The organism is Rahnella sp. GSA61A (assembly GCF_019969905.1).
Taxonomy (GTDB): Bacteria; Pseudomonadota; Gammaproteobacteria; order Enterobacterales; family Enterobacteriaceae; genus Rahnella; species Rahnella aceris.
Genome location: NZ_JAHXYO010000012.1, coordinates 1 through 14,767, shown reverse-complemented (window position 1 = coordinate 14,767; position 14,767 = coordinate 1). Strand labels below are relative to the sequence as shown.

Below are 14,767 nucleotides of genomic sequence, written 5' to 3'. Positions count from 1 at the left end.
CTGTGGACCACTTTGCAATTTGTCTGCCAGTTTTAAAAACAACCGTTAAGCGAATGATTTACAGACACAATGAGTAAACTTAATCCCAAACGGGAAAGCAGCGACAAGATCGCGGTGGTGCAAAAACATGGAGTTTTGTTACGACGCTGTGCAGGAAATGTTCTGTGATGTAGCACGGGATGAATTGACGCCCATCCGTGCAAATGATAACTGTTATCATGTAAATTCATCCCCTCAGGCAGGTTGGAATGACACCGAACACTGAATCCTCCGCAGCAGCGTCCTGCTGCATCGTCGGCGGTGGCCCCGCAGGATTAATGCTGGGATACCTTCTGGCGCGAAAGGGAATTGACGTCACCGTGCTGGAAAAGCACAGCGACTTTTTACGCGATTTTCGCGGCGATACCATTCATCCGTCTACACTGGACATCATCTGGCAACTGGGTTTTCTCGACGAGTTCCTCGCCCTGCCGCATCAGCGCGCTGAAAAGCTTTATGGCGAGATCAACGGCCAGGAAACCACGCTGGCGGATTTCAGTCATCTGCCGACGCAGTGCAAATTTATCGCTTTTATGCCGCAGTGGGATTTTCTCAACTTCATCGCCAGCAAGGCTGCGCAACTGCCCAATTTCCGGCTGATTCATAACGCGCAGGTCCTGTCATTGCTGGAGGATAAATGCCAGGTATCCGGCGTTCTTGCTGAAGTGAATGGCGAAACGCAGCATTTTGATGCGGATCTGGTCGTCGGTTGCGACGGGCGTAATTCCATCGTGCGCGAACAGGCCGGGATGGAAATCCGCCGTTATGGCGCGCCACGTGACGTGTTATGGCTGAAAATTCCCAAACGTCCGGATGATCCTCAGTGGTCGATGGGGCATCGCGGGCCAAAGAAAAACTTCATCATGATCGACCGGGGTGATTACTGGCAGTGTGGGTATTCGATCCCGAAAGACAGCCTGGATGCGCTCAAAGCACAGGGTATCGCGCCTTTTCTCGACCTGCTGGCGGAAGTGTCGCCGTTTGAGCGCCAGCGCTTAGCCGACGATATTCTCAGCTGGGAAAACGTACGCTTGCTGGTGATCCGCATCGACCGTCTCAAAGAATGGGCTAAACCGGGTCTGCTGTGCATCGGCGACGCGGCACATGCAATGTCACCGATTGGCGGCGTCGGCGTGAATCTGGCGATTCAGGATGCGGTGGCGACAGCGAATATCATCACTGAACCGCTGAAGGCCGGACGCCTGACGCTGCGACACTTAAAACGTATCCAGCGCCGCCGCGCGTTCCCGACGTGGGCGACGCAGGCATTACAGATTATGATCAGTAAAGCAGGACAGAAACAAAGGAAGCGTGCCCCTTCACGGCTGGAAGCGTGGCTGCGCGGGCGGAAATTTATACCATTCCTTTTTGGACGCCTCATCGGCGTCGGGTTTTATCGGGAAATCCCGAAGCTTTGATTTTTCAGGCAAACGTATTGATGTGCACGGTCAACTCCCTCCCCTGCGAAGGGGAGGGTTGGGGTGGGGTATTAAAGCGAAATTAATAAGTTGAAGTTTGCTCAAACGCGGTGTAAGCCCGTAAAACCCCCTCCCGCCTCCCCCTTCGCAGGGGGAGGAGCCGTACCGAATCCTCTTCTGAACAGGCATCACAAATTTAAATATTCCCCGCTTTTTCATCACCCATAATTGATAAGCGTCATAACGCCCGGTGAACTATTTCGGCAAAGTGCCCGCCTTTCACTTGGATCCAAATTTAATCTCGGGGAATACAATAATGCTGGAATTACTGATCGGGCTGGTAGTCGCCGTCTTTGTCGGCCGCTATATCATTAAAGGCTATTCACCCACCGGCGTTCTGATGGTCGGCGGCTTATTATTGCTGATTATCAGCGCCATCATGGGTCACAGCATCCTGCCGGAAGGCACCAAAAGTACCGGCTGGAATGCGACAGATATCGTTGAGTACGTCAAAATTCTGCTGATGAGCCGCGGTGGCGATCTGGGGATGATGATCATGATGCTGTGCGGTTTCGCAGCCTACATGACCCATATTGGTGCCAACGATGTGGTCGTCAAACTGGCGTCGCGCCCGTTACAGATGATCAATTCACCGTACATTCTGATGGTTGCGGCGTATATTCTGGCGTGTCTGATGTCCCTGGCCGTGTCTTCGGCGACCGGTCTGGGCGTGTTACTGATGGCAACGTTGTTCCCGATTATGGTTAACGTCGGCATCAGCCGGGGCGCGGCGGCGGCGATTTGTGCGTCTCCTGCGGCGATCATTCTTTCCCCTACCTCAGGTGATGTGGTGCTGGCGGCGCAGGCGGCGAATATGCCGCTGGTGGATTTTGCCTTTAAAGTCACCCTGCCGATTTCGATTGCTGCCATCGCGGCGATGGCGGTCGCGCACTTCTTCTGGCAACGCTATCTGGATAAACGCGATACCTCCGTACTGGCAGATGCTGTCGATTCCAATGCTGACGATGTCATTGAAACCAATGCTCCGGCTTTCTACGCTATTTTGCCTTTCACGCCGATTATCGGTGTGCTGATTTTTGACGGTAAATGGGGACCCAATCTGCATATCATCACCATTCTGGTGATTTGTATGTTACTGACCGCCCTGATTGAAACCGTGCGTAACCGTAACGGCAAAGCGGTATTCGCCGGACTGGACGTGGCTTATCGCGGCATGGCGGATGCATTCGCCAACGTGGTGATGCTGCTGGTCGCGGCGGGCGTGTTTGCTCAGGGGCTGAGCACCGTCGGGTTCATCAGCAGCCTGATAGGACTGGCGCAAAACTTTGGCTCCGGCAGCATCGTCATGATGCTGATGCTGGTGGTGATCACCGTGCTCGCCGCCATGACCACCGGCTCCGGTAATGCTTCGTTTTACGCCTTCGTCGAACTTATCCCAAAACTGGCCGCGAAAATGGGCATCAACCCGGAATATCTGGTCATCCCGATGTTGCAGGCATCGAACCTGGGTCGCACTATTTCCCCTGTTTCGGGCGTCATAGTGGCCGTGGCCGGTATGGCAAAAATATCGCCTTTCGAAGTCGTCAAACGCACGTCCGTTCCCGTGCTGGTTGGCCTGATTGTGGTAATTGTCGCCACCGAAATTCTGGTGCCGGTGCATTAAAGCCTTTCTATTTAAATCCCCTTCCTGAGCGAAGGGGATCATTGATCACATAAATACGATAACGAGAATGCCTCTCACAGGTTAAGCTACTGCGCCTTGAAGGTCGGGGAAGTTTCCCTGTGCTGATTTGATAGCAAAACCAGCGTGAGAAAAGCTTTTATGTTGAATAATCCGGGTTATAAACGTATTGGCGGGTGGCTACTGGCCCCGATGGCGTATCTGATTGTGACGCTGCTGAGCGTGGTATTAATGCTGTTTCTGTTTTCAATGGCGTTATTTATGCCGGAATCGCGCGAATATCTCATCACCAACTCCCAGGCATTTACCCTGCAATGGTATTTCTCGGTGGTGACCACGTTAGCGATGGGGTTATTTACCGTCGCGGTATTGCTGCAATTCTGTAAGCGCGCCAGCGTGTTACCCAAAATGTATATTATCTGGTTATTGTGCACAGTACTTCTGGCGGTAAAAGCCTTTGCATTCTCACCGGTTACCGATGATTTGGCCGTGCGTAACTTATTGTTACCTTTATTGGCCGCCGCCGTCTTTGTGCCTTATTTCAAGCGCTCACTGCGGGTAAAAGAAACCTTCACGGAATAACCCTGAGGTTTTTAATGTTTATTATGTCCGGGCAATTGTCATGACCTCTTATTTATTACTTTTTGTCGGCACTGTGCTGGTAAATAACTTCGTACTGGTTAAGTTTCTTGGCCTGTGCCCATTTATGGGCGTTTCCAAAAAACTGGAATCCGCTATCGGTATGGGTCTCGCCACCACATTTGTGATCACCCTGTCGAATATCTGCTCGTGGATCGTCAACACTTTCGTTCTGATGCCGCTGGGGCTGGTCTATCTGCGCACTATGGCCTTTATTCTGGTGATTGCGGTTGTTGTACAGTTCACCGAAATGGTGGTGCGCAAAACCAGCCCGTCTCTGTACCGCCTGCTGGGCATCTTCCTGCCGCTTATCACCACCAACTGCGCTGTGCTCGGCGTGGCGCTGCTGAACATCAACCAGCAATTCAACTTTATGCAATCTGCGCTGTACGGTTTCGCCGCGTCACTGGGCTTCTCGCTGGTGATGGTGCTGTTTGCCGCTATCCGTGAACGTCTGGTGGTGGCTGACGTCCCGGCACCGTTCAAAGGTTCTTCGATTGCGCTGGTCACGGCTGGCCTGATGTCATTAGCCTTTATGGGCTTCACAGGTCTGGTGAAATTCTAATGTTTGAATTATGGGTAGCGATTGGCGCGCTGACCGCTCTGGCGCTGGTTTTTGGCCTGCTGCTGGGTTACGCCTCGCGCCGCTTTGCCGTGGAAGGCAACCCGGTTGTCGATCAGATTGACGATATCCTGCCGCAAAGCCAGTGTGCGCAATGTGGCTATCCCGGCTGCAAGCCTTACGCCGAAGCGGTCGCCAATGGTGACAACATCAATAAATGCGTGCCGGGCGGCGAAGCCGTCATGCTCAAGCTGGCGACCTTGCTTAACGTTGAGCCGCAGCCGATGGGTGAAGACGCCGCGGCTGCTGTACCGGTGCGTAAAGTCGCCTATATCGACGAGAGCAATTGCATCGGCTGCACCAAGTGTATTCAGGCCTGTCCGGTGGATGCCATCGTGGGTGCCACCCGCGCCGTACACACCGTGATTACTGATTTATGTACCGGCTGTGACCTGTGCGTCGCGCCGTGCCCGACGGACTGCATCGAAATGCTGCCAGTAAAAACTACCACCGCAAACTGGAAGTGGGATTTGAAATCCATTCCGGTTCAGGTCATCCATGCGGAGTAACATGTTTAATCTGTTTGCGGCGCTCAAAAAAGACAAAGTCTGGGACTTCGACGGCGGTATTCATCCGCCGGAAATGAAGACTCAGTCGAGCCACGTTCCGCTGCGCAACGTGCCGCTGCCTGAGCGCTTTATCATCCCCCTTCAGCAACACCTTGGCCCTGAAGGCGAGCTGTGTGTGAAAGCCGGCGACCCTGTGTTAAAAGGTCAGCCGCTGACCACTGGCCGTGGCCGTACCGTGCCGGTTCACGCGCCGACGTCGGGCGTGATCACGGCCATCGAACCGCACATCACCGCGCACCCTTCCGGTCTGAAAGAACTCTGTGTGCTGATTGAAGCCGACGGCCTTGATACCTGGTGCGAACGCGAATTCATTGCCGATTACCGCCAGCTTTCTGCTGATGAACTGAATCAGCGCATCAGTCAGGCCGGTATTGCCGGGCTGGGTGGCGCAGGCTTCCCGACCGCCAGCAAATTAGCCGGTGGCCTGACATCGACCCGCACACTGATCCTCAACGCGGCCGAATGTGAGCCTTACATCACTGCCGATGACCGGCTGATGCAGGAACATGCCATGGAAATTCTCCAGGGCACGCGCATCCTCTGCCACATGTTGCATCCTGAACGGGTGCTGATCGGCATCGAAGACAACAAACCTGAAGCGATTGCCGCGCTTAAAGCCGCGATCAGCGCTGAAATCTCCGACGGAGTGCGTTTCGAACTGCGGGTCATTCCGACCAAATACCCGTCCGGCGGTGCCAAACAGCTGACCAAAATCCTGACCGGCCTCGAAGTGCCGAAAGGCCATCACTCGTCGTCCATCGGCGTACTGATGCAAAACGTCGGCACCGTGTTTGCCATTAAACGCGCAATCATTGACGGCGAACCGTTGATCGAACGCGTGGTCACGCTGACCGGCGAAGCGATGGCAAAACCGGGTAACGTCTGGGCGCGTCTGGGCACGCCGATTGAACACCTGATGCAGGAAGGCCAGTTACAACCGCAGGGCGATAAAAAGATGGTGATTATGGGCGGCCCGCTGATGGGCTTCACCCTGCCATCGCTCAATGTGCCTGTGGTCAAAATTTCCAACTGTCTGCTCGCGCCGTCTGACGCCGAACTGGGTCAGCCGGAGCCGGAAGAAGCCTGTATCCGTTGCAGCCTGTGCGCGGAATCCTGTCCGGCCGGTTTACTGCCTCAGCAACTTTACTGGTTCAGTAAAGGTGAAGAACACGAAAAAGCGCGCAAGCATAATCTGTTCGACTGCATCGAATGCGGCGCCTGTGCGTATGTCTGTCCGAGCAATATTCCGCTGGTGCAATATTACCGTCAGGAAAAGGCCGAAATCCGCGCCATCGATGCAGAGACTGCCCGGGCCACCGAAGCCAAAGCCCGTTTCGAAGCCAAACAGGCGCGTATGGAACGTGAGAAATTAGCGCGTGAAGAGAAACATCAGAAAGCGGCAGTGAAGCTGGACGACGTCGCAGCAAAAGAAGTACCTGTCGCTGAAAAGGCCACGGAACAACAGGCCGAAGCCGATCCGCGCAAAGCGGCGCTGGCCGCTGCCATTGCCCGTGCGAAAGCGAAGAAAGCCGCCGCTGAGCAGGAAATCCCGGTGGCTTCTGAGCCGGTGCCTGAAACGCCGCCATCTGCAGAAGACGATCGTAAGGCCGCCGTGGCAGCCGCTCTTGCCCGCGTGAAAGCGAAGAAAGCCGGTAATAACGGCGTTGTCGTGGAAGCCAAAGAAAGCGAACTGAACGTTGCACCACAGCCCTCCGCTGACGACGATCGCAAAGCTGCTGTCGCCGCCGCCATTGCCCGCGTGAAAGCCAAAAAGGCCGCTGCTGCGCAACCTGCGGGCACTGAAGAAAACGTGACAACGTCACCTGCACAGCCTTCCGCAGACGACAAACGCAAGGCGGCGGTGGCGGCTGCCATCGCGCGTGCCAAAGCCAAAAAAGCCGCTGCGCTGAGTGAAGCGCAGGACGCTGAACCGGAAGAAAAAGAAACATCACAACAAGAAAGCGATCCACGCAAAGCCGCTGTAGCGGCTGCGATCGCCCGAGTTAAGGCCCGTAAAGCCGCTCAGACAATGTCGAACGAGGAATAGATGGCCTTCAGGATTGCAAGTTCACCTTTTACGCATAATCGCCAGAACACCAGTACCATCATGATGATGGTGATTCTGGCGTGTATTCCCGGCCTGCTCGCTCAGGTCTGGTTCTTCGGTTACGGCACGCTGATTCAGCTGACGCTGGCTATCGTCATTGCCCTGCTGGCAGAAGGCGCGGTGTTACAGTTGCGCAAACTGCCAGTGAAAAAACGCCTGGGCGATAACAGTGCCCTGCTGACAGCCGTTTTGCTGGGTATCAGCCTGCCGCCGCTGGGCCCGTGGTGGATGGTGGTGCTCGGCACGATTTTCGCCATCATCATCGCCAAACAACTTTACGGGGGTCTTGGTCAGAATCCGTTTAACCCGGCCATGGTAGGTTATGTGGTGCTGCTGATTTCTTTCCCGGTTCAGATGACAACCTGGCTGCCGCCGGATGTTTTACAGCATCATCACGTCGGATTCACCGACACGCTGCTGACCATTTTCACCGGCCATAACAGTCAGGATCTGACCGCGTATCAGTTGAACATGAACGTGGATGGCGTGACGCAGGCGACACCACTGGATGCATTTAAAACCGGTTTGCGCTCCGGCCATACCGCCGATCAGATCCTCGGGACGCCGCTGTTTAGCGGCACACTGGCCGGTCTCGGCTGGCAGTGGATTAACCTCGGATTCCTGGCCGGTGGTCTGTTCCTGATGTGGCGCAAAATCATCAGCTGGCATATTCCGGCCGCCATGTTAGGCATGCTGGTCATTTGCGCGGGTATCGCGTGGGGTCTGGCACCGGAAAACTATCCTTCACCGCTGATCGGACTGTTCTCCGGCGCGACGATGCTGGGCGCGTTCTTTATTGCCACGGATCCGGTGACAGCATCCACCACCCCGAAAGGCCGCCTGATTTTTGGGGGACTGATTGGTTTACTGGTGTGGCTGATCCGCAGTTACGGCGGTTATCCGGATGGTGTCGCTTTTGCCGTTTTACTGGCCAATATCACCGTGCCGCTGATTGATCACTACACACAACCACGTGTTTACGGGCATCGCTGAGGAAGAATTATGTTAGCTACAATGCGACGCCACGGCCTGATTCTGGCTTTCTTTGGCGCACTGATGACCGGTATGACGGCACTGGTCAACCTGATGACCAAGCCGACCATTGAACATCAGGCGCTGTTACAGCAAAAAACGCTGTTTGATCAGGTGATCCCGGCCAGCGTGTACGACAACGACATGCAAAACGAATGTTACAACGTCACTGACGAGTCACTTGGCAGCATGGCACCGCACCGTCTGTATCTGGCGCGCAAAAATGGTCAGCCGGTGGCTGCCGTGGTTGAAACCACCGCGCCTGACGGCTATTCCGGTGCGATTCAGTTGCTGGTGGCGGCTGATTTTCATGGCAAAGTTTACGGTTCCCGCGTGCTGGAACAGCACGAAACGCCGGGGCTGGGTGACAAAATTGAAGTGCGCATTTCCGACTGGATCAAACATTTCGCCAATCAGACCGTCAATGGTGCAAGCGATGAGCGCTGGGCGGTGAAGAAAGACGGCGGTATGTTTGATCAGTTTACCGGTGCGACCATTACACCGCGCGCCGTCGTCCGCTCGGTAAAACGTACGGCGCTGTTTATCGGGACGGTACCGTCTCAGCTTTCCCACCTCACCCCTTGTGGAGCCCGTGATGAGTGAAGCCAAAAAGATAATCGTTCAGGGTCTGTGGACCAATAACTCCTCGCTGGTGCAGTTGCTGGGGCTTTGTCCGCTGCTGGCCGTGACGTCGACTGCCACCAATGCCCTCGGTTTAGGGCTGGCGACCACGCTGGTGCTGACCTGTACCAACGCCATGATTTCCGCATTCCGTAAGTGGATCCCGGATGAAATCCGCATCCCGATTTACGTGCTGATTATCGCCTCGGTGGTCAGTACCGTGCAGATGCTGATCAACGCCTACGCGTTCGGTCTGTATCAGGCGCTGGGGATTTTTATTCCGCTGATTGTGACCAACTGTATTGTGGTCGGACGTGCCGAAGCCTGTGCCGCCAGCAGCCCGATCCATCTGGCCGCCCTCGACGGTGCCATGACCGGTCTCGGGGCAACCTGCGCAATGTTTGTGCTGGGTTCAATGCGTGAAATTCTCGGCAGCGGCGTGCTGTTCAATGGCGCTGATTTGTTGCTCGGCAGTTGGGCGAAAGTGCTGCGCGTCGAAGTGCTGCATCTGGATAACCCGTTCCTGCTGGCGATGTTACCGCCGGGCGCATTTATCGGCCTCGGTCTGCTGCTGGCCGGCAAATATCTGATTGATCAGCGTATGAAAGCACGGCAAGCGGCACAGCACGTTGTGGCGGAAGAAAGTCTGCCAAAGGGAAGCGTTCATGAATAAGGAAAAACGCACCGAAATTCTCAGCCGTTTGCGCGATAACAATCCGCATCCCACTACCGAACTGGTGTACACCACCCCGTTCGAACTGCTGATTTCGGTATTACTTTCTGCGCAGGCTACCGATGTCAGCGTGAACAAGGCGACAGCAAAGCTGTATCCGGTCGCCAACACGCCGGAATCGGTTCTGGCGCTTGGCGTGGACGGCGTAAAGGAATACATCAAAACCATTGGCCTGTTTAATGCCAAAGCGGAGAACGTGATTAAAACCTGCCGTATTTTGCTGGAAAAACACCATGGTGAAGTGCCGGAAGACCGCGCCGCGCTTGAAGCGCTGCCTGGCGTTGGCCGCAAAACCGCCAACGTAGTGCTCAATACCGCCTTCGGCTGGCCGACCATTGCCGTGGATACGCATATTTTCCGCGTCTGTAACCGCACGAAGTTCGCGCCGGGTAAAACCGTGGATGACGTCGAAGAGAAATTGCTGAAAGTGGTTCCGGCCGAGTTCAAGCTCGACTGCCACCACTGGCTGATCCTGCATGGCCGCTATACCTGCATTGCACGTAAGCCGCGGTGCGGGTCATGTTTGATCGAAGATTTGTGCGAGAGTAAAGAGAAGGTTTATGCGGAGTGAAAGGGGATTCCCTTTGGATCCCTTTAAATGGCTTTAAATGGCTTTAAAAGCTTTAAATAGAATTGAGTAAATTTCGGTTTCTCAATAACGGTTATCACACGGCCTTTCGTGCCGAAACCGACCAGAGGGGAAAGGCTTTTCCCCTCTGAACTCCCCTCGCTTTTTCAAACATGTGATCCGCGCGCTGGCTATGTTTCAGCAACCGCAGCGACAGGCTGGAAATCTTGCCGCTGCGCGGTTCCTTCGTTTCGGGATTGCAGCCTATGGTCTGCAACCTCTCATTCAGCAAGCTTTCTGAATCGCCCGCAGGATCTTAAATTCAAAAAACAAAATTACTCTGTTTTAGAGAGTTCAATGGCGTGCTCAAAATCCAGCTGAACGGAGCGGCTTCGAGACCTGTGGCTCGAAGACCGAGAGAAGGTAGTGCGCAGCACCTGGATTTGCGCCACTCATCAATACAGCAGAACATGTCCCTTGCGCCAGCGGAGCGCGCAGTGAAAAAGCGCGGAGTCCAGAGGCCCGCGCGTTACCGGGTCTCTGGTCGGTGTGGGCCGATGCCCACGGTGTTGACCTTGAATTTGAATTTGAAGTTAAAAGCCGCCATTGCAGCGGCCTCTGCAATCAAATAAACGATTTCGCCTGCTTCAGCACCACATCACAGGCTTTGGTTTTCACTTTCTCTTTCACCTGCGTCAGCCCGCTCCCCAGATTATTCAGATCCACACTTTGATCTTTACCGGTTTTCAGCAAACCACCCAGCCCCTGCTGATAATCCTGGCTTTCAGCACCCGCTGCCGTCTGGATGCCCAGCTTGCTCAGCAACTGATCTTTCACATTCTCAGTGCTGGCTTTGGAAAGTACGTTGTTCTTCACGCAGTACTGCAACACACCTGCGACGTTGTTCGCGCTGGTCGACGTCAGGGCACTGTCGCCGCCACTGAGCAGCGAGGTCAGCGAAGATGTGGTACCGGCAGAACCGGTTTTGCTGCTGGTGCCATTCAGTCCTTCGTTGGCGGCCTGCTGCAGTTGTCCCAGAAGATTATTCGAGGCCTGTGCACCTGCTGAAAGCAAAATACCCGCAGAGGCCAACGCCAGAACAACGGCTTTCAATGTTTTCATGTCTTACTCCATCCATTTCACATAAGTATTGCGGCAAAGCTTGGGCTGAAAGTTTCATTACATCAATAGGAATACCGGACAGAACGTCTTTATTGCGCCACATTTGACGACTTGTTAAGCGCCTGCTGCGCCAGCCAAAGCCCGGCGGCGGTGAAGAAATGCTGCGCCAGCGGCGTTGCCCTGCCCGCTTCGGCGACGACCAGCGCGGCGTGACGACTCATCGGCGTGATATCCAGCGGGCAACGTTTCAGTGCAGGATGCATTTCATCAATCAGATGTCCACGCGGCACCAGCGCACAGCCAATTCCGACAAACACGCCCTGCATCAGCTGGAAAATAGACGTGCTTTCCAGCCGCGGATGCAGCTCAAGTCCGGCCTGGCGGAAGAAATTATCCAGATACCGGCGGAAATAGCGGCTCGGTTCAGACAGACACAACGGCAGCGCGGCAACCTGTTCGGCGGTTATCCGTTCAATGCCCTGTAACTGCGGAAAATGATCCGGGTGATACACCACATCAACTCCGCCGTCATCGAGCGGCACCAATTGGAAGCGCAGCTCATTGAGCGTCGAGAACTCAAAGAAACCGATACCGACATCCACCGAATGGCTGCTCAGCGCTTCAATCAACTGATCAGCACTGACTTCTGCCACGCGGTAATCCAGTCCCGGATGCGCTTCGCTGACCGCCTTAATCAGTTGTGCCAGCGACACGCTGCATTGCGGCATCACGCCGATACGCAAGGTCCCGCTCATGCCCTGTTTCAGCGATTCGACTTCCAGTTTCAGGCCTTCATAGACAGCCACGATTTCCCGCGCCCAGCTCAGCACCCGCAGACCTTCTGCGGTAAAACCTTCGAAGTTATTACCGCGATTGATCAGATTCAGGTCGAGCTCTTTTTCGAGGTTTTTGAGACGCATCGACAGCGTCGGCTGGCTGACAAAGCTGGCTTCCGCCGCCCTGCCAAAATGCCGTTCGCGTTCGAGGTTACAGAGATAGATAAGTTGTTTGATATCCAATTTATTTTCTAATTCAGCCGGTTGTTATGCCTTATCGATTGCTGCTGATTATAAGCCAAAGTCATGATAATGACGCAGCGGATTAAAACCGGCTAAGGCATCCTGACGTTGTTTGCGGGCGCGACGGGCCAGTGCATAGGCCGGATCGCCGTTGAAACCGTGGAATCCGCCCGGATAGATGCTGAATTCCACCGGCACGCCAGCGCGGATTAACCGGCGGGCATAGTCGATGTTTTCATCGAGGAACAAATCAATTGAGCCGACGCCAATCCAGGCCGGTGGTAATCCGCTCAGATCCTCTGCGCGGGCAGCCGCAGCGTAGCAGGAAATATCCGGCAAACCGGCTTCGTGACCGAGGTAGGCGTGCCAGCCGAAACGGTTGTCCTCGCGCGTCCAGGAGAATTCGCCGGTCACCGGATTCGGGTTGGGATCGGTCACAGTGCGGTCGTCGAGCATCGGATACATCAGGTTTTGAAACGCCAGTGTCGGACCGCCCCGATCGCGGGTCAGCAGCGCCAGAGAGGCCGCCAGCCCGGCACCGGCGCTGTCACCCATCACACCGATATGTGCAGGGTCAATACCCAACGCCTCTGCCTGTGCAGTCATCCAGATCAGCGCCGCATAACAATCTTCCAGCGGGCCGGGGAATGGCGTTTCCGGCGCGAGACGGTAATCCACCGATACAATGACGCAGTCGTGCTGTGCCGTCGTCGGGCGGGTCAGCGGCATCGACTGTTCAGGGCTGCCCAGCACATAACCGCCACCGTGAATATGCAGAATACCCATCCGGCCTTTCCGTTCATGCTGCGGCGAAATCACCACGACACGCACCGCTGGCGCATTTTCGCCACCTGAAATGTGATGCTGACTAACCGTTACCGGCAACCCGTCATCCTGTAACAGACTTTCCAGCGCCGCCGTCTGACGTTGCTCGCGCATGGCAGGCAGAACGGAGGCTGCAAGCACGCGTTCTGGCATCAGATCCAGTAACGGGCGCAGTTCGGGGTCAACAAGGTGGGCAGTTTTCATGGCGGGATCCATTTATCCGTTTATCATCCCGTCATTTATAACGCCTTGAGCCGGTTTTAAAAAGTCTGAATTGTTATTGCTTATGACTGATTACGTTAAGATTTTTTAGGAGGTTAAGCCCATAACCCCGTGAATACCCATATAAATCCCCACCAGCGCGATCAGCACACTGGAAAAATAAGGCGCCCGGCGCGCCAGCGTGTTTAAACCGCTCCAGCGTTTAGCCGCCTGGCGGACACTGACGGCAGCCGCCACGCCTACAGTTACCAGCGTCAGCGCCAGTCCGATGCTGAAACACACTACCATCGTCGCTCCCAGCGCCAGTTGTTTAAGCTGGATGCAGATCAGCAGCACGGTAATGGCGGCCGGGCACGGGATCAGCCCGCCGGTCAGACCGAAAAATAAAATCTGCCCGTTAGTCACTTCCGTGCTGGCAAAGCGCCGCTCAATATCGCTGGCGTGCGCCAGTTCATGGGCGTCCTGATATTCCTGCGGCGACAGGCTGATACGCTTCATGCCGCGCAGGTTATTAAGTCCCCGGGGCTGAACGTGACGCTGAACATTCGCATGCGTGCGGGAATGTCCGTGATGATGGTCATGATCAGCATGATGCCCGTGCGCGTGCTCCTTCTTCCAGAGTTGTTCACCACGAAATGTACGCCAGAACATCCATGCCGCCGTGCCCAGGATGATGACCGCAGACACCAGTTGCAACCACGGCTCGACAGCCTCTGCGGTGAACCGGTTGCTGAGATACATGCCGCCAAACGCGATGATCCAGACAATCGCAGTATGCGAAACCGTGGCCGCCAGCCCCAGTAAAATAGCCTGCCGGACAGTGCCTTTAATCGCAATGATAAAGGCGGCCATCATGGTTTTCGAATGGCCGGGCTCAAGCCCGTGCAAAATCCCCAGCAATATGGCGCTGGGTATAAAGATCCACGCATTTCCCTGCTGTAAAAGGGTAGAAAAGTCATTCATGTTAATGATTCCCGATAAGGTAGGCGCTGGGATTCTACTCCCCCCCAGTATTAAATACACCCCCCCAGTATCCACAAAATGATATGATCGCGCCGTCATTGGTGTCACGGAGGAAGTGAGATGTCCCATACCATTCGCGATAAACAGAAGCTGAAAGCCCGTACCAGCAAAATTCAGGGTCAGGTGGCGGCGTTAAATAAAATGCTGGATGAGCCCCATGAATGCGCGGCTGTTCTGCAACAAATTGCCGCGATCCGCGGCGCGGTGAATGGCCTGATGCGGGAAGTGATTAAAGGCCATCTGACTGAGCATATTGTTCATGAAGAAGATGTTGTGAAACGTGAGGCCGATCTGGACGTCGTACTGAGCGTGCTGAATTCTTACGTGAAATAACCTCCTGTGCCGCAGGTCTGATCACGCCAAAAGGGGCCGAAGCCCCTAATGCCGATCGTTTAAGGATCAGTTGACCGATCCGGTGGCTCGTGTAAAAAGGGTTCATGCTCATCATGGACCCTTTTTAAATGGAACTTTCACAAGCTCTCGGTATTATCAATCTCACTGCCCCC

At 54.9% G+C, this 14,767-nt stretch carries 15 protein-coding genes; 11 read left to right on the top strand and 4 right to left on the bottom strand.

The genetic code is table 11. The features are described from left to right. Positions 1-248 precede the first annotated feature (248 nt). From LC431_RS15755 to nth, 10 genes are all read left to right on the top strand, one after another. Positions 249-1,457 carry an FAD-dependent oxidoreductase gene (locus LC431_RS15755; RefSeq protein WP_223510069.1) on the top strand — a complete coding sequence of 403 codons (1,209 nt, stop codon included), beginning with the start codon at positions 249-251 and terminating at the stop codon, positions 1,455-1,457. Between the two features lie 316 nt (positions 1,458-1,773). Further along, positions 1,774-3,141: an anaerobic C4-dicarboxylate transporter DcuC gene (dcuC, locus tag LC431_RS15750; RefSeq protein ID WP_223510068.1), complete on the top strand. Its 1,368-nt coding sequence runs from the start codon at positions 1,774-1,776 to the stop codon at positions 3,139-3,141. Between the two features lie 159 nt (positions 3,142-3,300). Continuing rightward, entirely contained in the window at positions 3,301-3,741 is a 441-nt protein-coding gene (locus LC431_RS15745; RefSeq protein ID WP_013575432.1) for a DUF2569 domain-containing protein, read from the top strand. Positions 3,742-3,781: 40 nt separating this feature from the next. After that, the gene (gene rsxA / locus LC431_RS15740; RefSeq protein ID WP_013575431.1) at positions 3,782-4,363 is read left to right on the top strand and encodes an electron transport complex subunit RsxA; all 582 of its coding nucleotides are present in this window, start codon (positions 3,782-3,784) and stop codon (positions 4,361-4,363) included. Further along, complete coding sequence (gene rsxB / locus LC431_RS15735) at positions 4,363-4,929, top strand: electron transport complex subunit RsxB (protein ID WP_013575430.1); 567 nt, start codon at positions 4,363-4,365, stop codon at positions 4,927-4,929. Before rsxA ends, rsxB begins: the two co-directional genes overlap by 1 nt. Before the next feature lies 1 nt (position 4,930). Beyond that, complete coding sequence (gene rsxC / locus LC431_RS15730; protein ID WP_223510067.1) at positions 4,931-7,036, top strand: electron transport complex subunit RsxC; 2,106 nt, start codon at positions 4,931-4,933, stop codon at positions 7,034-7,036. Continuing rightward, on the top strand, positions 7,037-8,089 hold the full coding sequence (gene rsxD, locus LC431_RS15725; RefSeq protein ID WP_013575428.1) for an electron transport complex subunit RsxD: 1,053 nt from the start codon (positions 7,037-7,039) through the stop codon (positions 8,087-8,089). Positions 8,090-8,098: 9 nt separating this feature from the next. Further along, positions 8,099-8,731: an electron transport complex subunit RsxG gene (rsxG, locus tag LC431_RS15720; protein WP_013575427.1), complete on the top strand. Its 633-nt coding sequence runs from the start codon at positions 8,099-8,101 to the stop codon at positions 8,729-8,731. Further along, positions 8,724-9,422 carry an electron transport complex subunit E gene (locus LC431_RS15715; RefSeq protein WP_013575426.1) on the top strand — a complete coding sequence of 233 codons (699 nt, stop codon included), beginning with the start codon at positions 8,724-8,726 and terminating at the stop codon, positions 9,420-9,422. The genes rsxG and LC431_RS15715 overlap by 8 nt, the downstream gene beginning before the upstream one ends. Continuing rightward, positions 9,415-10,053: an endonuclease III gene (gene nth / locus LC431_RS15710; protein WP_013575425.1), complete on the top strand. Its 639-nt coding sequence runs from the start codon at positions 9,415-9,417 to the stop codon at positions 10,051-10,053. The genes LC431_RS15715 and nth overlap by 8 nt, the downstream gene beginning before the upstream one ends. 621 nt (positions 10,054-10,674) lie before the next feature. Here nth and LC431_RS15705 read toward each other — a convergent pair. From LC431_RS15705 to LC431_RS15690, 4 genes are all read right to left on the bottom strand, one after another. Next, positions 10,675-11,172, bottom strand: coding sequence for a DUF2501 domain-containing protein (locus LC431_RS15705; protein WP_112152218.1), 498 nt, complete (start codon positions 11,170-11,172; stop codon positions 10,675-10,677). 89 nt (positions 11,173-11,261) lie between these two features. Next, a complete protein-coding gene (locus LC431_RS15700; protein ID WP_013575423.1) occupies positions 11,262-12,191 on the bottom strand; it encodes a LysR family transcriptional regulator in 930 nt (309 codons plus the stop codon). Between the two features lie 48 nt (positions 12,192-12,239). Continuing rightward, positions 12,240-13,220, bottom strand: a complete 981-nt coding sequence (locus LC431_RS15695; RefSeq protein ID WP_223510066.1) for an alpha/beta hydrolase — start codon at positions 13,218-13,220, stop codon at positions 12,240-12,242. A 105-nt stretch (positions 13,221-13,325) separates the two neighbouring features. Continuing rightward, the gene (locus tag LC431_RS15690; protein WP_013575421.1) at positions 13,326-14,201 is read right to left on the bottom strand and encodes a nickel/cobalt efflux protein RcnA; all 876 of its coding nucleotides are present in this window, start codon (positions 14,199-14,201) and stop codon (positions 13,326-13,328) included. A gap of 120 nt (positions 14,202-14,321) precedes the next feature. Here LC431_RS15690 and rcnR point away from each other — a divergent pair, with 120 nt between their 5' ends. Next, positions 14,322-14,594, top strand: a complete 273-nt coding sequence (gene rcnR, locus LC431_RS15685; RefSeq protein ID WP_013575420.1) for a Ni(II)/Co(II)-binding transcriptional repressor RcnR — start codon at positions 14,322-14,324, stop codon at positions 14,592-14,594. The last annotated feature ends 173 nt before the right edge of the window (positions 14,595-14,767 follow it).